This window comes from Ruegeria sp. CF2, assembly GCF_056537385.1.
In genome coordinates this window covers 32,857-55,286 of the sequence record NZ_JBQFRL010000007.1, presented here as the reverse complement: position 1 = coordinate 55,286, position 22,430 = coordinate 32,857, and the positions used below count along the sequence as shown (strand labels likewise).

Here is a 22,430-nt window from a genome sequence, read left to right as displayed (position 1 = left end):
AGCCGAAGCCGAAGCCGAAGCCGAAGCCGAAGCCGAAGCCGAAGCCGAAGCCGAAGCCGAAGCCGAAGCCGAAGCCGAAGCCGAAGCCGAACGGGCTACGGCAACCGATCAGCAACATGAGGCCAAGCGAAGCGGGTTCATGCCTGCGCTGATTGGTGGCGTCATCGCGGCGGCGCTGGGGTTCGCCGCCGGGCGCAGCGACCTGCTGTGGCCCGCGGGGTCGGATCCGTCCGAGGCGATTGCAGCGCTTGAGACCAAGGTGTCCGGCCAGGCTCAGCAACTGGCTGACCTAAGCAAACAATTGTCTGAAGTTACCGATCCGTCCGCTGAAATCGCGGCGCTGAGCGCCAAGCTGACACCGATCGAAAGCGATCTTGGCGTGCTCAAATCCAATGTCGACGATCTGTCCGGCAAGCTCGACCCCTTGACGCAACGCGTCGCACAGCTTGAGGCACGTCCGTTGACCGACGCCGCCTCGCCCGAAACCGTTGCGGCCGTCGAGGCCGAGCTGAAGAAGCTGCAGGAGTCGCTGGCCGCCCAGCGTGCCGAAGTCGAAAAGATGGTCGCCGAAGCGCAAACCCTGGACGCGCAGGCCCAAGCCCGGGCACAGGCGGCAGAGAACCTGGCCGTGCTGTCCAAGGTTCAGGGTCAATTGGATGCCGGCGCACCCTATGCTGATCTGGTGGCCCAGTTGCAGACCGGCGGCGTGCAGGTGCCGGAAGCCCTGTCCGCTCCGGCCGGCGAAGGTGTGCCGACACTGACGGATCTGCGCGAGAGTTTTGCGCCTGCCGCCCGAACTGCGCTGGCAGATGCGCGCGAAGCCGACAAGGGAACGGGCCTTGTCGCCTTTCTTCAGCGGCAGACCGGTGCCCGGTCCGTCTCGCCAAAAGACGGCAATGATCCCGACGCCATCCTGTCACGAGCGGAGGCCGCGTTGGGCAAAGGTGACATCGGCACGGCCTTGACCGAGCTGGGCGCGCTACCGGAAGCGGCGCAGCCAGCCATGGCCGAATGGATCACGGCTGCCAAAACCCGCCAATCCGCGGTCGAAGCCGCCAATGCGCTTGTGACAAGCGTGAACTCGAACTGAGGGGCCTGCCATGCTCTGGTCATTGTTGAAGATCCTGGTTTTTGTCGCGATCGTCGGCCTTCTGGCCATGGGGGCAGGCGTTCTGATGGAAACCAGCGGTGGCATCCAGATCACCGCGATGGGAACCGAGGTCACGCTCAGCCCGCTGCAGTCGGTGATCGCGCTGGGCCTGCTGGTTCTGGCGGTTTGGCTGTTCTTCAAGCTGCTCAACCTGCTGATTGCGACCCTGAAATTTCTCAACGGTGATGAAACTGCCCTTTCGCGCTATTTCGACCGCAGCCGCGAGAAACGGGGCTATCAGGCGCTGGCTGACGGGTTGATGGCGCTGGCCTCGGGCGAGGGGCGGACGGCCATGACGATGGCGCACAAGGCAGAACGGCTGCTGAACAAGCCGGAACTGACGAACCTGCTGGTGGCCCAAGCGGCCGAAATGGTCGGTGACACCAGGAAGGCCTCGGAAACCTACAAGAATCTGGTGACGGATCAGGCCACACGTTTCGTCGGCGTGCGCGGAATCATGAAACAGAAGTTGGCCGAGGGAGACGATGAAACCGCGCGCAAACTCGCCGAAAAAGCACTGGCGCTGAAGCCGCGGCATCAGGAAACGCAGGATGTGCTTCTGAAACTGCAGACCAAGGCGCAGGACTGGGCCGGCGCACGGTCGACCCTGACCGCCAAGTTGAAGTCCGGCGCGCTGCCGCGTGATGTGTTCAAGCGACGCGACGCAGTTCTGGCCCTGTCCGAGGCCAAGGGAATTCTGGATGAAACCGCCAGTGTCGAACAGCAGGAGCGCGCGATCGAGGCGAACCGCCTCTCACCCGACCTGGTGCCGGCGGCAGCCATGGCCGCACGGGCCTACATCTCCAAGGGCAAGCCGCGCGCCGCGACAAAGATTCTCAAAAAGGCATGGGAAGCGCAGCCGCATCCGGATCTGGCCCATGCCTTTGCCGAGATCGTGCCCGACGAAACCGCCGAGGAGCGGGTCAAGCGCTTTACGGCATTGACGCGCATTCATCCCGAACATCTGGAAACCCGCTTGATCCTGGCCGAGCTGAACATTGTAGCCGAAGACTTTCCCGAGGCCCGCCGGGCGCTTGGAGATGTGGTCGAGAAAGGTGCCGATGCCCGAGCCTATACCCTGATGGCTGCCATCGAGCGCGGCGAAGGGGCCTCGGACGCGGTGGTTCAAGGCTGGCTGGCCAAAGCGTTGAATGCGCCGCGCGGGCCGCAATGGGTCTGCGACAACTGCCATGACATCCAGGCTGAATGGGCGCCGGTCTGCCCCAACTGTCACAGCTTTGACACGCTCAGCTGGCAGACCCCCAAAACCCCCGAGATCGCCACGGCGACGGGTGTTCACATGATGCCTCTGATCGTAGGGACTCTGGAAGACCAATCGGATATGGCCGAGGACGCCGAAATCGAGGATATCCCCGAGCCTGAGATTTTCGACGCCAGCATGGTAGACCAGGCCCCCGAAGAGCCTGAGACCGAAGACGCCGGACCAAAATCCGCCTAGCGGGCGGTTTCGACGTCAAACGCGTCGTTCCACAGTTTGAACAACTCTGCCCTGCGGTTCGGGTCGCTGGCCACCAGAAGGGCCGGCGACAAAGGGATGAACCGTCGTGCGCTGGGCGTCAGTCCGGTCTCGGCCGAGTCCATTCGGGACACAAGCCCCGAGGTTGCGAGCAAGTCCTGCGCCCGGGCAGAGAGCAGGAAATCCAGCAAACGGGCTGCGGCGGCACTGTTGCCTGCATTCTTCGGGATCAGAAAGGCGCGGGACAGGACGAGGGTGTAGTCCTCGGGCAGGATCACCCCAACTGCCGGGTCCTGTGCATTCGCGACATAAGAGCCAAGCACGTTGTAGGCGATCAGGAACCGGCCCTCGGCAACGTCGCGAATGATCTCGGCGGAACAACAGGTGGCGATGGCATCTATGCGCGCGAAACCTTCGATCAATGACCCGAAGGTGGTCGCCTCGAGACTGTCTCCATAGGCAAACAGATACCCCAGCCCCGAGGCTGCGATGTCATAGGTCGCCACCCGGCCGCGCAGCAGGTCGGGGCGGGTGCGCATCGCGTCCAGCAGGGCAAAGCGGCTGCGCGGCACCTCCAGATCGTCCAAACGGTCCTTGTTGTAGACGATGACCGCGGGTTCGGTGGTGATCCCCCACAGCTCGTCCCGCCAGCGCCGGGCCGGGGGCAGCGCCTGCGTCAGGGCCGAGCTGTAGCGATGGGCGCAAGCGGCATTGACCAACCAGACCATCTGCTGAACGGCCGAGGAAAACACCGCATCCGCCGGGCTGTCGCCGGTCTTGCAGGCCGTCTTGCTGTGCTGGAACAGCGCGTTCGAGCCCCATTGTTCATAGGTTATGGTCAGGTCTGGGTTCTGCGCCGCGAACTGTTCCATCACCGGGCGGATAATGCCGATATCCGTGGTCGAGCGCACCAGCAGTGGGTCGGGCCCGGTGCCGAATTCGGTGACTGCTTCCTGCGCCGCGGTGCTGGTACCCAACGTCAGCAGGCACAGGGCCAGCGGGATCAGAAACCGTATCATGCGCCTGTTCCTTCGGTGGCCGCCGGAAAGCTGAGCGATACGCGAAACCCGTCATCGGTGCGGGTCATCTCGACGGTGCCATCAAAGGCTTCGGCGGTGGATTTGACGATCGACAGGCCCAGCCCGCTGCTGTCCTCGCCCGAGCCTGTGTTGCGGTTGAACCGGTCACCCAGCCGGGCAGAGACCGACGTTTCCGGCCCCGGGCCGCTGTCTCGCACCCACAGCACGGCGCGGCCACCATCCAGGCTGGCGCCGATGCTGACCGGGGCCTTGCCATGGCGCAGCGCGTTGCCCAGCAGGTTCTTGGTGGCCTCGCCCAGCGAAAACGCATCGCCCCGCACCCAGACCGGGTCTTCCCCGATTTTCAGATGCACCTCGACGCCGGGGGCGATCACCTCGTGGTCGCTCTGCTCCAGCGCCTCGAGCGCCACTTCGCGCAGATCGACCGGCAGGCGCGGGGCGCTGTCGATGCGGTGGATGACCATCGCGCGCGACAACAGCTGATCCAGAAGTGTCCCGAGCGACCGCGTACGGTTCAGCAGCCGGTCCAGCGCGCGGTGGCGAGCCGGGGCATCCGGATCCGCCTGCGCGATTTCGGCCTGGACCCGGATCGCCGCGACCGGGGTGCGCAACTGATGCGCGGTGTCGGCGATCAGGTTGCGCATCGACAGAACCTGCCGGTCCAGCCGCCCCATGAACCGGTTCATCGCCGCGATCATGACCTGCAATTCGCGCGGCAGACCGTCGCTGGCCACGGGCGTCAGGTCATAGGGGTCACGGCGGATCAGGTCGTCCGACATCGCCTCGAGCGGGCGCAGCGCCGAACGGGTGACGAACCAGGACATGATCAGCAGCAATGCGCCCGCCACCGCCATCGGCAGCAGGGCATCCAGCATCAGCCCGGCGGTCATCGCGCGCCGCGCAAGCAAGGTCTGCCCGACCACGATTTCGACTTCGCCGGAAAAGTCGCGCTCGGCGAACAGGCGGGGCAAACGGACGAACCGGGCTGGTTCCCCGTTCAGGTCTGCCGCGAAATATTGGGCCGACTGGCTGACGGGCTGCGGGGGCGCGATCACCGTGTCCGGGTCCAGCCCGGTGATGAAGCGCCCGTCGGACCCGCGCACCGCGTAGTAGATCCGGTCATCCGGGGCCTGGGCCAGCAGTTCAAAGGCCGAAACCGGCAGGTCGACGATGGGCTGGCCGTCCTGGATGCGCAAGGATTCGGCGATGTCGCTGGCAGCGCCCAGCAGCAGCCGGTCATAGGCCTGACGGGCCGCCAGCCGGCCGTTGGCCCAGATCGACAGGCCGACCAGCGCGCCGCCCAGAACAAGGATCAGCATCACCGCGCTCAGCACCCGGGCGGTCAGGCTGTGGGGCAGGGGCGGCTTAACCATGCAGGCCGATCCGGTACCCGACCCCGCGCTGGGTTGTGATGGTCACACCGCTGCCCGAGAATTTCTTGCGCAGCCGGGCGATATACAGCTCGATCGCGTTCACGCCCACATCGGCATCCTCGAACCCGTAAAGCGAGTCGTACAGCCGCGCCTTGGACAGGAACTGCCCCTCGTGCCGGATCAGAGCGTCCAGCACGGCGGCCTCGCGCGCGGTCAGGTTCAGGCGTTTGCCGCCCAGCGTGGCGCTGCGGTCTTTGGGGGCATAGACCAGCGGGCCCAGCGTGATCTGTTCGCTTTTACGGTCGGCATCTCGGCGCACCAGCGCGCGCAGCCGCGCCTCGAGCTCGCGCTGGTCGAAGGGTTTGCCCAAGTAGTCGTCGGCCCCTTTGTCCAGCGCGGCGACTCGGTCCTCGACCGCAGTCAGTGCGGTCAGCATCAAGACCGGAATGCGGTCACCCCCGCCACGGATTTCGTCCAGAAAGCCCAGGCCCGACCCGTCGGGCAGGTTGATGTCCAGCAGGATCGCGTCATAGCCCTGGACCGCGCGGAAATCGCGCGCGGCCTCGACCGAGGTCGCCAGATCGCAAACGACACCGGACCGGCCCAGATGGGCCACGACGCCCTCGGCCAGATCCTCGGCATCCTCGATCATCAATACGCGCATTGTCCCCCCGAACGCCCGTCGCAACATGACAGGTTCGTGACAGCATTATTCGTTAAAGAAAATCAACCTGCAAGGAAGGGCTGCGCGCCCGACTCCCTGCAGGGACCGGTTTCGTCTGCGTAACAGCAGGCCAAGAAGACACTAGGAGGAGAACCAAATGAAACTGTTTGGAACCGGCGGCGTCGTAGCCGCTGCCGTATTCGCCCTGACCGGCTTTGCCGCCAGCGCTCAGGAATGTATTGCACCGGCAAACCCCGGTGGTGGTTGGGACTTTACCTGCCGTCAGGTGGGCAAGTCGCTGCAGGATCTGGGCCTGATCGACCAGACCATGCAGGTCGTGAACCTGGCCGGTGGCGGCGGTGGCGTGGCCTTTGCCGAGGTGGTGAACAAGCGCAATGACGACAACAACCTGATTGTCGCCGCAAGTGCCGCAACTGCAACCCGTCTGGCCCAGGGCGCCTATCCGGGCAACACCATGGATCAAGTCCGCTGGCTGGCCGCGATCGGCGCCGATTATGGCGTGATCGCCGTGGCTGCCGATAGCCCCGTCAACACCCTGCCCGAGCTGCTGGACCAGATCAAAGCCGACCCGGCTTCGGTTTCGGTTGCTGGCGGTTCGGCCGTGGGCGGCTGGGACCACCTGAAGGTGCTGATCGCGGCCAACGCCTATGGCATCGACGATGTCCGCTCGGTCAAGTACATCGCCTTTGACGGCGGTGGCGAGGCGGTGACCCAGCTGCTGGCCGGCTCGGTCCAGGCCTTTACCGGTGACATTTCCGAAGCCAAGGGTTTCGTGGATTCCGGCGACATCAAAGTGATCGCGGTTCTGGCGCCCGAGCGTTTGCCCGGTGAATTCGCTGACTTCCCGACCGCCAAGGAGCAGGGTGTGGATGCCATCGGCGCCAACTGGCGCGGTTTCTATGCACCGGGCGGCATGTCGGACGAGGCCTACAACGACTGGGTCGCAAAAATCGGTGACCTGTATGCGTCGGACGAGTGGAAAGAAGTGATGGCCGCCAACGGTCTGGCTCCGCTGGACCTGCAGGGCGAGGACTTCCAGAACTTCGTTGCCGAGTCCGTCGGTCAGATCCAGACCATCTCGAAAGAGATCGGGATCATCAAGTAACCGCACCACTCACGTGCAGGCGGGTGCCGCGACAGCGTGGCGCCCGCACTGTTTCTACCCGAACAACAGGAGACACCGATGAGTGACCGCATCTTCGGGGTTGTCGGACTTCTTCTTGCCATTGGTTTCGCGATATCCGCGCTGGCGATCGAAGAAAGCTTTCTGTCCGATGCCGTTGGGCCCAAGGCCTTTCCTTTGATCATCGCCGCCATTCTGGGCGTGTCCAGCGCGGTGATCGCCCTTCGCCCGGACGCCGAGCCGGAATGGCCGGCCCTTGGCCGTCTGGTCGAGATCGCCGCCGCGGTGGTGGTCATGATCCTGTATGCCGAATTGCTGCCCGAGTTGGGCTTCGTCATCGCCACGGCCTTTGCCGCGGCCTACCTGGCCTGGCGATTGGGGTCCGGTCCGATCGAAAGCGTTCTGGTCGGCGTGGGCACCTCGGTTGGGATCTACGTCATTTTCCACCTGGTTCTGGGCCTGTCGCTGGCCAAAGGGCCGCTGGGTTTCTAGGGGGCGATCATGGAAACTTTTGCATCCTTGGCCGATGGGTTCGCCATCGCGCTGACTTGGCAGAACCTGATGCTGGCCCTGTTGGGCTGCTTTCTGGGCACGGTCATGGGCGCGCTGCCGGGCCTTGGCCCGTCGAACGGCGTGGCCATCCTGATCCCGCTGGCCTTCACGCTGGGGCTGGGCGCGACGCCGTCGCTGATCCTGCTGACCAGTGTCTATTACGGGGCGATGTACGGGGGGCGGATCTCGTCGATCCTGCTGAACATCCCCGGTGACGAGCCTGCGATGATGACCTGTCTGGATGGGCATCCCATGGCCAAAAAAGGCCTGGCGGGTGAAGCTCTTTCGCTGTCGGGTATCGCCTCATTCGTCGGCGCGTTCCTGGCGACCTGGGGCCTGATCCTGCTGGCGCCTCAGCTGGTCAAAGTGGCATTGCTGTTCGGCCCGGCCGAATATTTTGCCCTTTTTGCGCTGGCGTTCATGACGCTGGGCGGTGTGTCGTCGACCAACCAGGCCAAATCGGCTTTTGCCGCCGCGCTGGGGCTTGGGCTGGCGACCATCGGCGTTGATACCCAAACGGGCGTGCCGCGCTTTACCTATGGCGAAGTGCATCTGTACGACGGGATCGATTTCCTGGTGGCCATCGTCGGCCTGTTTGCCCTGTCCGAGGTGTTCATTTTCCTCGAACACCGGCATGGCGGGTCTGACGCCGAGGGCAGCAAGCTGAAAATCGGCAAGCTCTACCCTCCGATGTCGATGATCAAGAGCTGCACGCCGACGATGCTGCGCACCTCGTTCCTGGGCTTCATCGCCGGGGTTCTTCCCGGGGCCGGGGCATCACTGGGGTCGTTCATTTCGTACTCGATGGAAAAGCGGCTGGTGGACAAGAAAAACACCTTTGGCACCGGTGATCCGCGCGGCGTGGCCGCGCCCGAGGCTGGCAACAACGCCGCCGCCGGAGGCGCATTGGTACCGATGCTGGCGCTGGGCGTTCCGGGGTCGGGTACCACGGCGGTACTGCTGGCGGTGCTGCTGGCGCTGAACATCACGCCCGGGCCGCTGCTGTTCACCCAGAATCCGGATGTGGTTTGGGGCCTGATCGCGGCGCTGTTCATCGCCAACTTCATGCTGCTGGCCATGAACATCCCCATGGTGGGCCTGTTCACCCGCGTGCTGATGATCCCGTCGCGCATCCTGATGCCGATCGTGGCCATGGTCAGCTTTGTCGGCATCTATGGCATTTCCGGGTCCAGCTTTGACCTGCTGGTGATGATCGGGTTCGGCGTGATGGGCTGGGTCCTGCGCAAGCTGGACGTGCCGCTGGTGCCGATCATTCTGGGTACCCTGCTGGGCAACGCGATGGAGAACAACCTGCGTCGCGCCGTGACCATCGACAATGGCAACTGGTGGACCCTGATCGACAGCCCGCTGTCCATCGGGTTGTGGACAATCGCGATCATCGGCTTTGTCCTGCCCCTGATCGTGGGCGCCCGGGTCAAGGCCAAGATGCACCAGCGTCGTGACGAAGAAGGCGCGATCAGCGATTGATCTGCCTGTCCGCCGCCCGCCGAAATGGTCGGGCGGCGGATCGTTTGCCGGCCCGTGACCCGCAGGGTTCGGCTGAAGATTGTCCCAGACACCTCGCTTTGCTAACGTCACTCTCGCGTCGGGGAGGGCGTGCAAACCGAAATGCTGGATTACTCGCATAACGCTTGGCTCGTAGCGGCCTCGTTGGCCGTCGCACTCATGGCCGGTTTCACCGGCCTGTATCTGACGCATGGTGCTTCAAAGCTGGATGACCAGAGGCGGAAGTTCGTCGTCGCCCTGGCTGCGGTCATTCTGGGCGGCGGCATCTGGTCGATGCATTTCGTGGCCATGCTGGGCCTGCAACTGCCGATCCTGTTTTACTATGACGCGTTGATCACCCTGATCTCAGCCCTGGTTGCCATTCTGATGGTCGGGCTGGCGCTGCTGCTGTTGCATTTTCGCGCGCGTAGCCCGGGCACGATTGTCGGCGCGGGCGTGATCGTGGGTCTTGGTATTGTGGTGATGCACTATATCGGCATGGCCGGGATGGAGCTGTGCCGCCCCGTCTACACCGCATCAGACGTTGCGATCGCCACCTTGGCTTCGGTGGTGCTGTCAGTGCTGGCGATCTGGGTTGCCTACGACAATCGCACCCAGCGCAATATCCTGCTGGGCACTGTCTGTTTCGGCCTGGCTGTGTTCACCATGCACTTTGTCGCCACGGGCCTGACCGATTTTACCGCCAGCGACAATGCAGGTGGCGCGGGCCCAGCTTTGAACAATCAGGTTCTTGCGATGGGGGTGACCGTTGCGGTGTTCCTGATTTGCGGGGCATTTCTGCTGACCGGGATCACCTTTATCGGGCCCGAGCCGGCGGTCGAAGCGCCGCAGCCGGAACCGGCTCTGCGCGCCGGCGTCCCGTTCGAGCGCGAGGGCCAGACCTTTTTCACCGAACCAGCGCGCGTCGCCGCCATTCGGGCCGAGGGGCACTACACCGTTTTGTACATGGGCGCCGAGAAACTGTTCTGCCCTTGGTCGATCACCGAGGCCGAAACCCGCCTGAAACCAGACGGCTTTTTGCGGGCCCACCGAAGTTACCTTGTGAACCCCAGACACGTTTCCCGGTTTGAGCGGCACAAGGACAACGGCACCTGTTATTTCGACCAGGTCGATGCGCTCAGCAAGGTGCCGGTCAGCCGATCCCGCCTGACGGACATCCGCGAGGCGCTGGGCCTCTGATCGCAACTCGTGCAGCCCAATCGCATTTCGTGAAACAACCCGCGCCCCCCGTTCCTGCGCGATAGCCTGCGCACGCCCTCAGGACTTTGCTTGATCCCAAGGCCCCGACGTGAACGGGCCAAGGGAGGAAAACATGATACCAGCCGGTTTCGAGTATCACCGGCCAGGCGACATCGCCTCGGCCATCGGCATTCTGCAGGAACACGGGGACGAAGCGCGCGTGATCGCAGGCGGGCACAGCCTGATCCCGATGATGAAGCTGCGCATGGCCGAGATGGGCCATCTGGTCGACCTGCAGGCCATCGAGGAACTCAAAGGCATTGAGGTCGGGTCCGATACTGTGACCCTGGGCGCGATGGTCACGCAGCACGAGTTGATCACCCACGACGGTCTGGCCGACGCGATCCCGCTGATCCGCGAAGCGGCGCTGCAGATCGCGGATCCGCAGGTGCGATACATGGGTACGGTCGGCGGGAACGTGGCCAACGGGGATCCGGGCAATGACATGCCGGGTCTGATGCAGTGCCTGAACGCGTCGTTCGAACTGTCCGGCCCAGACGGCACCCGCAACGTCCCGGCCCGCGATTTCTACGAGGCGGCCTATTTTACCGCCCGCGAGGACGAGGAGATCCTGACACGGATTTCCATCCCTGTTCCCGGCCCCGGTATCGGGCAGGCCTATGAAAAGCAGAAACGCAAGATCGGCGACTATGCAACCGCGGCCGCCGCAGTGATGGTTGGAAACGGTCAGGCATCTGTGGCGATGACCAACCTGTCCGACACGCCCGTCTGGTCTGACGCGGCCAGTGCGGCAATGGCTTCGGGCGATGTCGACGGCTGCGTGGCCGCGATGCTCGAGGCGATCGACCCGGTGGCCGACAACCGCGGCCCCGTCGAATTCAAGAAACACGTGGCCGCCGTGATGCTGCGCCGCGCCATCGACCGTGCGCAGAGCCGCGCGGGCTGAGGGGAGGAACACAGATGTCGAAGATGCATGTCAAACTCACCGTGAACGGCAAGCAGGTCGAGGGCCTGGCCGAGCCGCGCACGTTGTTGATCCACTTCCTGCGGGAAGATCTGAAAATCACCGGCCCGCATATCGGTTGCGAAACCAGCCACTGCGGAGCCTGCACCGTGGATATCGATGGCAAGTCCGTCAAATCCTGCACGACCTTCGTGGCGCAGGTGAACGGGGCTGATATCACCACCGTCGAAGGGCTGACCAATGACGACGGCAGCCTTGGTGTGCTGCAGGAAATGTTCCGCGAGCATCACGGGCTTCAGTGCGGTTTCTGCACGCCGGGCATGATCACCCGCGCGCATCGCCTGCTGCAGGAAAACCCCAACCCGACCGAAGAAGAAATCCGCTTTGGCATGGCCGGCAATCTCTGCCGCTGCACCGGGTACCAGAACATCGTCAAGGCGATCTCGGCCTCGGCTGACATGCTGAACGCGCAGAAGGAGGCCGCGGAATGAACGACCAGACCATGACCCCCGAAGAACGCGCCGCCAACCTCAAGGGGATGGGCAGTTCTCGCAAACGCGTCGAGGACGTGCGCTTTACCCAAGGCAAGGGCAACTACGTCGATGACATCAAGCTGGACGGAATGCTGTTCGGCGCCTTTGTCCGTTCACCCTATGCCCATGCCCGCGTTGTCAGCGTCAACAAAGAGGCCGCTCTGGCCGTGCCTGGTGTTGTGGCCGTTCTGACGGCCGAGGACTTGGCGCCGCTGGGTCTGCACTGGATGCCCACGCTTGCTGGCGACAAGCAGATGGTGCTGGCGGACGGCAAGGTCCTGTTCCAGGGCCAGGAGGTGGCCTATGTGGTTGCCGAAGACCGCTATGTCGCGGCGGATGCCGTCGAACTGGTCGAAGTCGAATACGAGGAACTTCCGGTTCTGACCGACCCGTTCGAGGCGCTGAAGTCCGACGTGGTGCTGCGTGAGGATCTCGAGGGTCAGACAGAAGGCGCCCACGGGCCGCGCAAGCATCACAACCACATCTTCACCTGGGAACAGGGCGACAAGGACGCGACCGAAGCCGTTCTGGCCGAAGCCGATGTGGTGGCCGAGGAAATGGTCTACTACCACCGCACCCACCCCTGTCCGCTTGAGACCTGCGGCTGCGTGGCCAGCATGGACAAGGTGACCGGCAAGCTGACGCTGTACGGCACCTTCCAGGCGCCGCATGCGATCCGCACCGTCGTGTCCCTGATTTCGGGCCTGGCCGAGCACAATATCCGGGTGATCAGCCCCGATATCGGTGGCGGTTTCGGCAACAAGGTGGGCGCTTATGCGGGTTATGTCTGTTCGGTCGTGGCCTCGATCGTCACCGGTCAGCCGGTGAAATGGGTCGAGAACCGGATGGAAAACCTGATGTCCACCGCCTTTGCCCGCGACTACTGGATGCAGGGCAAGATCGCCGCCACCAAAGACGGCAAGATCACGGGCCTGTGGTGTCATACAACCGCGGACCACGGTGGGTTCGACGCCTGCGCCGACCCGACCAAGTTCCCGGCCGGGTTCATGAACATCTGCACCGGGTCCTACGACATCCCGACCGCCTATCTGGCCGTGGACGGCGTCTACACCAACAAGGCTCCGGGGGGTGTGGCCTATCGCTGTTCCTTCCGCGTGACCGAGGCCGCCTATTTCATCGAGCGGATGATCGAGGTTCTGGCCATCAAGTTGAACATGGACGCGGCCGAGCTGCGCCGGATCAATTTCATCAAGGCCGACCAGTTCCCCTATCAGTCCGCGCTGGGATGGGAATATGACTCGGGCGATTACCACACCGCCTGGGACAAGGCGCTGGCTGCGGTTGGATACGAGGATCTGCGTGCCGAACAGGCACAGCGGGTCGAGGACTTCAAGGCCGGCAAGACGCGCAAGCTTCTGGGGATTGGTCTGACGCATTTTACCGAAATCGTCGGGGCAGGGCCTGTGAAGAACTGCGATATTCTGGGCTTGGGGATGTTCGACAGCTGCGAAATCCGCATCCACCCGACCGGGTCAGCCATCGCGCGGCTGGGGACGATCTCACAGGGCCAGGGTCACGCCACGACCTTTGCCCAGATCATCGCCAGCGAGATCGGTCTTCCAGCCGACGACATCACGCTGGAGGAAGGAGACACCGACACCGCGCCCTATGGCTTGGGCACCTATGGTTCTCGGTCCACGCCGGTTGCGGGGGCTGCAACGGCCATGGCTGCACGCAAGATCCGCGCCAAGGCGCAGATGATCGCGGCCTACCTGCTTGAGGTTCACGACGACGATGTCGAATGGGACGTGGACCGGTTCGCGGTCAAAGGCGCGCCCGAGCGGTTCAAGACGATGAAAGAGATCGCCTTTGCCGCCTACAACCAGGCCATCCCGGGGTTGGAGCCGGGTCTGGAGGCCGTCAGCTACTATGACCCGCCCAACATGACCTATCCGTTCGGCGCTTATGTCTGTGTCATGGAGATTGATGTCGATACCGGCGAATGGGAAGTCCGGCAGTTCTATGCGCTGGACGATTGCGGAACCCGGATCAACCCGATGATCATCGAAGGTCAGGTTCATGGCGGTGTGACCGAGGCGCTGGCCATCGCGATGGGTCAAGAGATTTCCTATGATGAGATGGGCAACGTCAAGACCGGCACGCTGATGGACTTCTTCCTGCCAACCGCGTGGGAAACGCCCAACTATACGACCGATCACACGGTGACCCCCTCGCCGCATCATCCGATCGGCGCGAAGGGTGTCGGCGAAAGCCCGAATGTGGGTGGCGTGCCGGCGTTCTCGAATGCGGTGCACGATGCGTTCCGGCCCTTTGGCCTGGTTCAGAGCCACATGCCGCATGACCATTGGCGGATCTGGAAGATCGCCAACGGTTTGGGGATGCACGGGTAGTCGGTTTCGGACCGGCGAGGCCCGGTCCGACCGAACGGAGGGGGCGCTGACCCCCTCCAACCCCCTCGGGATATTTTGGTCAAACGAAGATTGGACCCTGGTGTGACACTGAGTGACGTTCAGAACGGTTTAGCCCAGCAGGGCTATGTTGCCGACGACCGGTTGGCGATGGCGTTGCATTTGGCCCAGACCCTAGGACGACCGCTGCTGCTGGAGGGTCCGGCCGGCGTCGGCAAGACCGAAGTGGCCAAGGCACTGGCGGCGTGGCGAGACGCCCGTTTGATCCGCTTGCAGTGTTACGAAGGGTTGGACGCCAGTCACGCGATCTATGAGTGGAACTACCAGCGGCAGCTGCTGGCCATCCGAGCCTCCGAGGCGCGCGGCGGAACCAGCGAGGCCCAACTGTTTTCCGACGACTATCTGCTGAAGCGGCCGTTGTTGGAGGCGATCAGCGCCGATGATCCGCCCGTTCTGCTGATCGATGAGATTGACCGGGCCGATGAAGAATTTGAGGCCTATCTGCTTGAAATCCTGTCGGACTTTCAGATCACGATCCCGGAACTGGGGACAATTTACGCCAAAACGCGACCCATCGTCATTCTGACCGCAAACGGCACGCGCGATCTTTCGGACGCGCTGCGGCGGCGGTGTCTTTACAGCTTTTTGAACTATCCGTCTGGCGAGGCCGAAATGGCCATACTGCGGGCACGGATGCCCGAAGTCGAAGAGCTGTTGGCGCGCCAGATCATCGGAGTGGTTCAGAACCTGCGCAAGGAAGATCTGGAAAAGACACCCGGCATTGCCGAAATGCTCGACTGGGCCGCGGCCCTGTCGGGTCTTGGCGTCAACGATCTGTCCCAATCGCCCGAGGCCGTACAGGCCACACTGGTTTGTCTGCTGAAGACCGCTGCGGATTACGACGCCGTTCCACCCGAGGTGATGGATCGCCTGATCGGAAAGGTCGCGTGATGCAGGTGACACGGTTTCCATCGCGGGCGCATGGATTGGCCGATCGGATGGCGGGATTCGTGGCGCATCTGCGCGGGAACGGTTTGCGGGTCGGACCGCGTGAGACCGGAGATGCGCTGGCCGCATTGGCTTCGGTCGAGGCCACCGATGTCGGGCAGGCGCGGGATGCCTTGTGTGCCCTGATGTCCGGGGATGCCGAGGATTGGCGGCGCTTTGACGATTTGTTCGATGCCTATTGGTTCAACTCGGGCAAGCAGCGGAGCGGTGTCGCACAGAACACCCATGTCAGGGTCCAGTCGGCCAAGCCGATGATCTGGCAGACCGAAGATCGCGGAGATGCCGCTGACGATTCCCACGATGCGCAGGATGCCAGCACCCCGGATTCCGGGGATGGACAGGCCGAAGGAACGGACGGGAAGCTGATCGCAACCCGGACCGACAACCTGTCACGCCGGGATCTGCGCGAGTTGATAGATGAGCAATCCCTGCGCCGGGCCGAAGCCGCGGCCCTCGCCCTGGCGCGGGCGATCCGGGATCGACGTTCGCGCAGGCGCAAACAGGCGCGGCGGGGTCCGGCGCTGGACATGCGTCGCATCCAGCGGGCAAGCCTTGCGCGCGGGGGCGAGCCTTTGGAGCTGTTTCGCCGTGCCCGACCGCCACGCCCGATGCGGATCGTCGCGCTGTGCGATGTCAGCGGGTCCATGACCGTCTATTCGCGTGTATTTCTAGCTTTTCTCAAGGGCCTTGTGGCCAGCGGCACGGATGCGGATGCCTATCTGTTTCACACGCGGTTGATGCGGGTCACCGATGCGTTGCGGGACCACGACACCTTGCGCGCCGCTGGCCGGTTGTCACTGATGGCCGAAGGTTTCGGTGGCGGCACGGACATCTCCGGCAGTCTCGAAAGGTTTCTGGACGGATACAGTGCGCGGGCGCTGAATGGGCGCACCATCGTGCTGATCCTTTCGGATGGCTATTGCAGCTCTGACCCGCAGGCGCTGGGCGCGGCTTTGTCGAGGATCCGGCGCAAGGCGCGCCGGATCGTCTGGCTGAACCCCCTAAAAGGTTGGGAGAATTATCAGCCCGTCGCCGCCGCCATGCAGGCTGCTTTGCCCCATCTGGATGCGCACCTTCCGGCAAACACGCTCGACGCGCTGGCCGCGTTGGAGCCCGAGTTTCAAAAGTTGTGAGAGGAACCGATCATGCCTGGTTTCGACATTTTCGACACGATTGACCAGTTGCGCAGCAGCGGCGAGGCGTTCTGCGTCGCAACGGTGGTGCGGACGGCAGATGCGACCTCGGCCAAGGCGGGCGCCAAGGCGGCGATTACCCGGGACGGCCGGATCCTCGGCCATCTGGGCGGAGCCTGTGTCCAGCGTGCGGTGCGCGCCTCGGCACAGGAAGCGCTGGCCAGCGGTGCGTCGCGGATGATCCGCGTGAAACCCTCGGACAAGGTGGTGGCAATGACCGATCCGGATGGCGTTCAGACCTTCAAGAGTGGCTGCCCATCCGGCGGTACGGTCGACCTGCTTGTCGAGCCCTATCAACACGCGCCCCGCCTAGTGATCTTTGGCGACACCCCGATTGCCCATGCTTTGTCGGCTCATGCGGCATTGGCCGGGTTGCGCGTGTTCGTATCGTTTGAGACCAGAGACGCGGCTGCGCAATCATGTTTCGACCCAGACAACGTGGATGCGTTGGGGGTTGAGCCCCGCGATTTTGTGGTCGTCGCCTCGCAAGGCCAGAACGACAGGGCCGCGTTGGCCTCGGCGCTGGGTACGCCGGCAAGGCGGGTGTCGATGGTGGCCAGCCAGCGCAAGGCAAAGGTGCTGTCGGCCAGGTTGGTATCGCAGGGCATGGACACCGAGAAGGTTGCGCGCCTGAAGTCGCCTGCCGGGCTGGATATCGGGGCCATTGATCCGCATGAAATCGCCTTGTCGATCCTGGCCGAGATCGTGCGCTGGCGAAATGCGGACACCGCCGAGGAGACAACTCATGATGAAAAACTTGCGTAGCTGGGTGGCGCGGCTATGGCCGCCCCGGCCCGCTCAAACCCCCGAGGATGCCGCGGAACAGGCGCTGCGCGTCTTTCCCAGATGTTGCTGAGCAGAGGAATACCCAATGGAACTGACTGACGAAATTCGCATTGCGGCCCCCCGGGACGCGGTTTATCGCGCGCTGAACGATCCCGAGGTTCTGCGTGAATGCATCCCCGGCTGCGAAGAGCTGACCCAGACCGCCCCCAACGAGCTTGAGGCCAAGGTGGTTCTGAAAATCGGTCCGGTGAAGGCGCGGTTCGCTGGCGAGGTGACGCTGGACCAGACCAACGCCCCCGACGGGTTTTCGCTGGTGGGCGAGGGCAAGGGCGGAGCCGCAGGTTTTGCCAAGGGTGGTGCGGACGTCACGCTGACCGAAGATGGTGACGAGACCGTTCTGACCTATACCGCCAAGGTTGATGTCGGGGGCAAGATCGCCCAGTTGGGCAGTCGTCTGATTGCCGGAACGGCCAAGAAGCTCTCGGGCAAGTTCTTCACCCGGTTCGGCGAGGTCGTTGCCGCGCAAACCGCTGCCTGACGCAGGCGCCCGGCGCCGTTCCGGTTGACGAATTGCGTGAGGGGGGTATGCACCTGCATAGCGTTTGGCGATGATGCAGCAGGAGACAGTGGTGCCCCACACCTCGAAAATTGCCGAACTTGAGAATTGGCTGGTGATGAAGCCCGCTGACCTCAAGTCGATTCGTCAGCTGGTCACACGGCTGGAACATGCGCCCAAGGCTCCGGGTTCGGCCGGGCGTTTCTCTGCGGCACAAGCGGACATCGTTACCTCGCTGGGCGCCGATTGGCAGGCGGATCTTTTTGAGCCCGAGCACATGGTCAAACAGTACCGCGCATGGTTGGCTGCATTGCGAAGCCGCGGAGTTTCGCAAGCGGTGCCGATCGGGCAGGTCTTTTCCGGGCGCGTCCTCAAGGTACGCGGGCAGAACGCCTATTGCGGCGTTTTTCTGGACTTCTTCAAAGAGACCGGCGCTATCCCGGCTCTTTGCAATGACTGCTACAAGGTACAGATTTTGCCGCATGACCTGCGTGCGATGTTCCAGACCTATGCCCTGTTGCTTAAGCTGGATCTACCCAATGATAACGCCCGCAAATGCATGATCGAGCTGCGCGACGGGATCAAGTTTCCGTACAAGGCCTATATCTATTGCGACACCGTTGATGACGTGCGCGCCTGCCTGCAGGCGTTCCGCGATCTTCAGGCCAAGCATGGGATTGAAGGAATCAGCAGCAAGATCTCGCACGGATGTTCGGAATACGGGCAGAAGTATCCAGCATTCAAATTTCCGGAAACCGATGACGCGCCCGAGTTCGTTCCCGATCCGCAATGGCCCGCTATCGAAAAGGCCTATTTCAGGTCGATCAAGCTTCTGGCACAGGCCCGGGACAGCAACACCCGTGAGCATGTGAGCCTGCGCGATGTCTTCGCCTTCTGCACATGGGTCAAATACGCCGACCTGATCGGCGACCCGACCAGCGAGGCCTACGCGGCGCTGCGCGGACCGGACCTTCCCCAGCAATTCATCAAGCGGGTGCGGTCTCAGGCAAAGATCCGTCGCCGCGAGATGGAGGAATTGCAGAAGACGGAATGAGAGCCGACCACCCGTTCGAGGGTGGTTTGCGCGGTCGTCAAATCTTTTCGGGGATATGGTGCCCAGGAGAGGACTCGAACCTCCACGTCCATACGGACACTAGCACCTGAAGCTAGCGCGTCTACCAATTCCGCCACCTGGGCAGGTGTCGTGGAGGGGCGTTTAAGCCTACTCGCCGAGGGCGTCAACAGGATTCGAACGGAATTTCGAAAGTTTTTTTTCGGCCACCTTCCCACGGCGCGATCCCGTCGGTTCCGGCAGTGTTTTTTGCCTGATGCGCGGCGTTATTGCGCCTTGTTTGCCGGGCTTTGGAGCGGTAGATCGGAACAAGACCTACACAGCAGGAGCCCAACCATGTCCAAACTGGTCACGATTTACGGTGGATCGGGATTCGTCGGCCGCTACATCGCGCGACGCATGGCGAACGAAGGGTGGCGTGTACGGGTGGCGGTCCGCCGTCCGAACGAAGCGATCTTCGTCAAGACCTATGGCGTCGTGGGCCAGGTCGAGCCAATTCTGTGCAATATCCGCGACGATGCCTCGGTGGCCAGTGCGATGCATGGCGCCGATGCGGTCGTCAACTGCGTGGGCGTTCTGAACGAACTGGGAAAGAATGGATTTGGCGCCGTGCAAGCCGAAGGCGCGGGCCGCATCGCCCGTCTGGCGGCCGAGCAAGGTATTTCCCGCATGGTCCACATTTCGGCCATCGGTGCTGACGCGAATTCCGACAGCGAATACGCCCGCACCAAGGCCGCAGGTGAGGCTGCTGTGCTGACCCACATGCCCGATGCCGTGATCCTGCGACCCTCGGTGATCTTCGGGACCGAAGATCAGTTCTTCAACCGTTTCGCCGGCATGACCCGTATCTCGCCCCTCCTTCCGATCTTTGGCGCCGACACCCGGTTCCAGCCGGTGTTTGTGGATGACGTGGCGCAGGCCGCGGTCAAGGGCGTGCTGGGTCAGGCCGCACCGGGCGTCTACGAATTGGGTGGGCCCGAGGCCAAGACCTTCCGCGAGCTGATGCAGCAGATGCTCGAGGTGATTCACCGCCGCCGCATCATCATCGGTCTGCCGTTCTGGGTTGGGCGGATCATGGCCGGGGTTCTGGACATGCTGAAATTCATCAGCTTCCAGCTGTTTCCGAACAACATCCTGACCCGCGACCAGTTGAAGAACCTGCGCCGTGACAATGTGGTGTCCGAAGGAGCGAAAGGTTTCGCCGATCTGGGGATCGAGCCTGCCTCGCTGGAATCGGTTCTGCCGGAATACCTGTGGAAATTCCGCCCGTCGGGTCAGTACGACGACATCCAGAACTCGGCCCGGAACCTGCGCATCTGATCAGCTGTAAGCGACAATCAGCAGGATCGTACCCAGGATCACGCGATAGATCACATATGGCGTGAAGCTGACGCTACGCAGCAGACGCATCATCAGGCTCAGCGCCAACAGGGCCGAAACAAAGGCGAACACGGCTGCAATGGCGCTGTCCTTGGCCAGCTGAGCGTTGGCCTGCCCGATCACGTCCAGCGACAGCAGCGCGCCCGAGGCGATGATTGTAGGGATCGACATCAGCATCGCGATGCGCGCGCCGTCCTCGCGGGTATACCCCAAGTGCCGCGCGCCAGTGATGCAGATCCCCGACCGCGAGGTGCCGGGAATCAGCGCCAGGACCTGCCACAGACCCAAAATAATCGCGTCATGCAGCCCCCAGTCGGCGGCCTCTTTAGTCTGGGGGCCCTTCTTGTCCATCCAATACAGCAGCAATCCGAAGCCCAGCATCGTCCACCCGATCACCGCCACGGACCGCATCGCACTGCTGAGGCCGGTCAGGTGCAGGATTGCGCCGACGATGACGGTCGGGATGGTGGCTACGATCAAGGCCAGGGCCAGTCGGGACTGTGGGGTGTCGATGCGCCCGCGCAAAGCACGTGGCAGGCCCGCAAGGGCCAGTTTCACGTCGCTCCAGAAATACAGAACCACCGCGCCCAATGTGCCCACATGCACCGCGACGTCGATGGCCAGGCCCTGGTCTTCCATTCCGGTGAGGCTGGGCAGCAGGATCAGGTGGCCTGATGACGAAATCGGCAGAAACTCGGTGATCCCCTGGATGATCGCCACCAGAATCAGCTGAAAAAGACTCATCTGCCCGCCCGTGTTTGCGCCTGCTTTCGTTGCATTCAAGGCGTATAAGCGTGATCGGCAAAAGGAAAGTCAGGATTTAGGTCCGAAGTGGACCCAAAAATGAACAGAAAGTCGCCGAAAGAGATCGATCTTTCCGATTTTTTCCAATTTAGGTCAGTACAATTGACTTTTCATCCGAATTGGCTTCGCATAAAGAAATCCGACCAAGCCAATTCATGGAGTCTGACCGTGGCCAAGCAACCGATGCTGAAATTTGTGCAGATCGATCGTGACATGCCTGAAAAGCGCGCCGCAACCGATCGCAGAGCGGACTTCCATGAAATCTATGCCGAGTACGCTGCCGAAAAAGCCGCCGAGCAGGCCAGCCGTTGCAGCCAGTGCGGTGTGCCGTACTGTCAGTCGCACTGCCCGCTGCACAACAACATCCCGGACTGGCTGCGCTTGACCGCTACCGGACGGCTGGAAGAAGCCTATCAGACAAGCCAGGCCACCAACACCTTCCCCGAAATCTGCGGCCGCATCTGCCCACAGGACCGCCTGTGCGAAGGCAACTGCGTGATCGAGCAATCGGGCCATGGCACCGTCACCATCGGTGCGGTCGAGAAATACATCACCGACACCGCGTGGGAGGAAGGCTGGGTCAAACCTGTCGCTCCAACCGCCGAACGTCCCGAAAGCGTGGGCATCATCGGGGGCGGTCCCGGTGGTCTGGCGGCAGCGGACATGCTGCGCCGGGCCGGAATCCAGGTCACGGTCTATGACCGCTATGACCGCGCGGGTGGGCTGCTGATGTACGGCATTCCGGGCTTCAAGCTGGAAAAGGACGTGGTTCAACGCCGCAACGACCTGCTGGCCGAGGGCGGCGTGACTTTCGAGCTGAACTGTGACGTCGACGCTGCCAAGTTCGCCGAGATCCACGCAAAACATGACGCCGTGATCATTGCGACGGGTGTCTACAAGTCGCGGGATCTGTCCATGCCTGGCAGCGGCCTGCCCGGTATCGAAAAGGCTATCGATTTCCTGACTGCCTCGAACCGCAAAAGCTTTGGTGACGAGGTTCCCGAGTTCGACGATGGCCGCCTGAACGCCAAGGGCAAGAAGGTGGTCGTGATCGGTGGCGGTGATACGGCGATGGATTGCGTCCGCACCTCGATCCGTCAGGGTGCGACCTCGGTCAAATGCCTGTATCGCCGCGACCGGGCGAACATGCCGGGTTCACAGCGCGAAACCCAGAACGCTGAGGAAGAGGGCGTGATTTTCGAATGGCTCAGCGCGCCCAAGGGGTTTGTTGGCGACGAGCGTGTTACCGGCGTGATGGTGCAGAAGATGCGCTTGGGTCAACCCGACGCCACCGGCCGTCAGGCCCCCGAAGTGATCGAAGGCGCGGATTACGTCGAAGAGGCCGACCTGGTCATCAAGGCGCTGGGCTTCGAGCCCGAGGACCTGCCCACCCTGTTCGGCCAGCCCGACCTGCCCGTGACCCGCTGGGGCACCATCAAGGCCGCGTTCGAAACCGGCGAGACCGAGATGGACGGCGTCTATGCCATCGGTGACATCGTGCGCGGTGCCTCGCTGGTGGTCTGGGCGATCCGCGACGGCCGCGACTGCGCGCAGGCCATCATCGACCGGTTCAACGGCAAGGCCGCGCTTGCGGCCGAATGATCCCGCAGCCCAGCG

General features: G+C 63.0%; 20 protein-coding genes and 1 tRNA gene. 16 read left to right on the top strand and 5 right to left on the bottom strand.

Going from position 1 to position 22,430, the window contains the following annotated elements; all coding sequences use genetic code 11:
* Both ACR0IR_RS18660 and ACR0IR_RS18655 read left to right on the top strand, forming a co-directional pair.
* Positions 1-1,090: COG4223 family protein (locus ACR0IR_RS18660; RefSeq protein ID WP_480779159.1), on the top strand; the 1,090-nt coding region annotated here is incomplete at its 5' end.
* 10 nt (positions 1,091-1,100) lie between these two features.
* Positions 1,101-2,609: a heme biosynthesis protein HemY gene (locus ACR0IR_RS18655; protein WP_170363926.1), complete on the top strand. Its 1,509-nt coding sequence runs from the start codon at positions 1,101-1,103 to the stop codon at positions 2,607-2,609.
* Here ACR0IR_RS18655 and ACR0IR_RS18650 read toward each other — a convergent pair.
* The 3 genes from ACR0IR_RS18650 to ACR0IR_RS18640 are packed head-to-tail and all read right to left on the bottom strand — an operon-like array spanning position 2,606 to position 5,704.
* A complete protein-coding gene (locus tag ACR0IR_RS18650; RefSeq protein ID WP_170363925.1) occupies positions 2,606-3,646 on the bottom strand; it encodes an ABC transporter substrate-binding protein in 1,041 nt (346 codons plus the stop codon). The genes ACR0IR_RS18655 and ACR0IR_RS18650 overlap by 4 nt on opposite strands.
* On the bottom strand, positions 3,643-5,040 hold the full coding sequence (locus ACR0IR_RS18645; RefSeq protein WP_170363924.1) for a sensor histidine kinase: 1,398 nt from the start codon (positions 5,038-5,040) through the stop codon (positions 3,643-3,645). The genes ACR0IR_RS18650 and ACR0IR_RS18645 overlap by 4 nt, the downstream gene beginning before the upstream one ends.
* Positions 5,033-5,704 (bottom strand): response regulator transcription factor, encoded by a 672-nt coding sequence (locus tag ACR0IR_RS18640; RefSeq protein WP_170340612.1) that lies wholly within the window; start codon positions 5,702-5,704, stop codon positions 5,033-5,035. The genes ACR0IR_RS18645 and ACR0IR_RS18640 overlap by 8 nt, the downstream gene beginning before the upstream one ends.
* Positions 5,705-5,861: 157 nt before the next feature.
* Here ACR0IR_RS18640 and ACR0IR_RS18635 point away from each other — a divergent pair, with 157 nt between their 5' ends.
* From ACR0IR_RS18635 to ACR0IR_RS18580, 12 genes are all read left to right on the top strand, one after another.
* A complete protein-coding gene (locus ACR0IR_RS18635; protein WP_170361035.1) occupies positions 5,862-6,830 on the top strand; it encodes a Bug family tripartite tricarboxylate transporter substrate binding protein in 969 nt (322 codons plus the stop codon).
* A gap of 78 nt (positions 6,831-6,908) precedes the next feature.
* A complete protein-coding gene (locus ACR0IR_RS18630; RefSeq protein WP_170340610.1) occupies positions 6,909-7,340 on the top strand; it encodes a tripartite tricarboxylate transporter TctB family protein in 432 nt (143 codons plus the stop codon).
* Between the two features lie 9 nt (positions 7,341-7,349).
* Positions 7,350-8,888 carry a tripartite tricarboxylate transporter permease gene (locus tag ACR0IR_RS18625; protein WP_093963852.1) on the top strand — a complete coding sequence of 513 codons (1,539 nt, stop codon included), beginning with the start codon at positions 7,350-7,352 and terminating at the stop codon, positions 8,886-8,888.
* A 141-nt stretch (positions 8,889-9,029) separates the two neighbouring features.
* Entirely contained in the window at positions 9,030-10,106 is a 1,077-nt protein-coding gene (locus tag ACR0IR_RS18620) for an MHYT domain-containing protein (RefSeq protein ID WP_170364381.1), read from the top strand.
* A gap of 133 nt (positions 10,107-10,239) precedes the next feature.
* A complete protein-coding gene (locus ACR0IR_RS18615; protein WP_480779158.1) occupies positions 10,240-11,073 on the top strand; it encodes an FAD binding domain-containing protein in 834 nt (277 codons plus the stop codon).
* Positions 11,074-11,087: 14 nt separating this feature from the next.
* A complete protein-coding gene (locus tag ACR0IR_RS18610) occupies positions 11,088-11,582 on the top strand; it encodes a (2Fe-2S)-binding protein (protein WP_093963851.1) in 495 nt (164 codons plus the stop codon).
* Complete coding sequence (locus ACR0IR_RS18605; protein WP_170361027.1) at positions 11,579-13,996, top strand: aerobic carbon-monoxide dehydrogenase large subunit; 2,418 nt, start codon at positions 11,579-11,581, stop codon at positions 13,994-13,996. The genes ACR0IR_RS18610 and ACR0IR_RS18605 overlap by 4 nt, the downstream gene beginning before the upstream one ends.
* A gap of 168 nt (positions 13,997-14,164) precedes the next feature.
* Positions 14,165-14,965, top strand: coding sequence for an AAA family ATPase (locus tag ACR0IR_RS18600; protein ID WP_254441564.1), 801 nt, complete (start codon positions 14,165-14,167; stop codon positions 14,963-14,965).
* A complete protein-coding gene (locus tag ACR0IR_RS18595; protein WP_170364379.1) occupies positions 14,965-16,155 on the top strand; it encodes a vWA domain-containing protein in 1,191 nt (396 codons plus the stop codon). The genes ACR0IR_RS18600 and ACR0IR_RS18595 overlap by 1 nt, the downstream gene beginning before the upstream one ends.
* Before the next feature lie 12 nt (positions 16,156-16,167).
* Positions 16,168-16,980 (top strand): XdhC family protein, encoded by an 813-nt coding sequence (locus ACR0IR_RS18590; RefSeq protein WP_170363920.1) that lies wholly within the window; start codon positions 16,168-16,170, stop codon positions 16,978-16,980.
* Between the two features lie 106 nt (positions 16,981-17,086).
* Positions 17,087-17,539: an SRPBCC family protein gene (locus ACR0IR_RS18585; RefSeq protein ID WP_093963846.1), complete on the top strand. Its 453-nt coding sequence runs from the start codon at positions 17,087-17,089 to the stop codon at positions 17,537-17,539.
* Between the two features lie 91 nt (positions 17,540-17,630).
* On the top strand, positions 17,631-18,611 hold the full coding sequence (locus tag ACR0IR_RS18580) for a hypothetical protein (RefSeq protein ID WP_217357099.1): 981 nt from the start codon (positions 17,631-17,633) through the stop codon (positions 18,609-18,611).
* A 56-nt stretch (positions 18,612-18,667) separates the two neighbouring features.
* Here the strand turns inward: ACR0IR_RS18580 and ACR0IR_RS18575 are convergent.
* A tRNA-Leu gene (locus ACR0IR_RS18575) sits at positions 18,668-18,754 on the bottom strand.
* 211 nt (positions 18,755-18,965) lie between these two features.
* Between ACR0IR_RS18575 and ACR0IR_RS18570 the strand changes: the two genes are divergently transcribed.
* On the top strand, positions 18,966-19,949 hold the full coding sequence (locus ACR0IR_RS18570; RefSeq protein ID WP_170363911.1) for a complex I NDUFA9 subunit family protein: 984 nt from the start codon (positions 18,966-18,968) through the stop codon (positions 19,947-19,949).
* On the opposite strand, the gene ACR0IR_RS18565 is transcribed toward ACR0IR_RS18570, so the two are convergent.
* Positions 19,950-20,753: an undecaprenyl-diphosphate phosphatase gene (locus tag ACR0IR_RS18565; RefSeq protein WP_170363910.1), complete on the bottom strand. Its 804-nt coding sequence runs from the start codon at positions 20,751-20,753 to the stop codon at positions 19,950-19,952. It abuts the gene before it with no gap.
* Positions 20,754-20,981: 228 nt separating this feature from the next.
* Here ACR0IR_RS18565 and ACR0IR_RS18560 point away from each other — a divergent pair, with 228 nt between their 5' ends.
* Entirely contained in the window at positions 20,982-22,415 is a 1,434-nt protein-coding gene (locus tag ACR0IR_RS18560) for an NAD(P)-dependent oxidoreductase (protein ID WP_170363909.1), read from the top strand.
* The last annotated feature ends 15 nt before the right edge of the window (positions 22,416-22,430 follow it).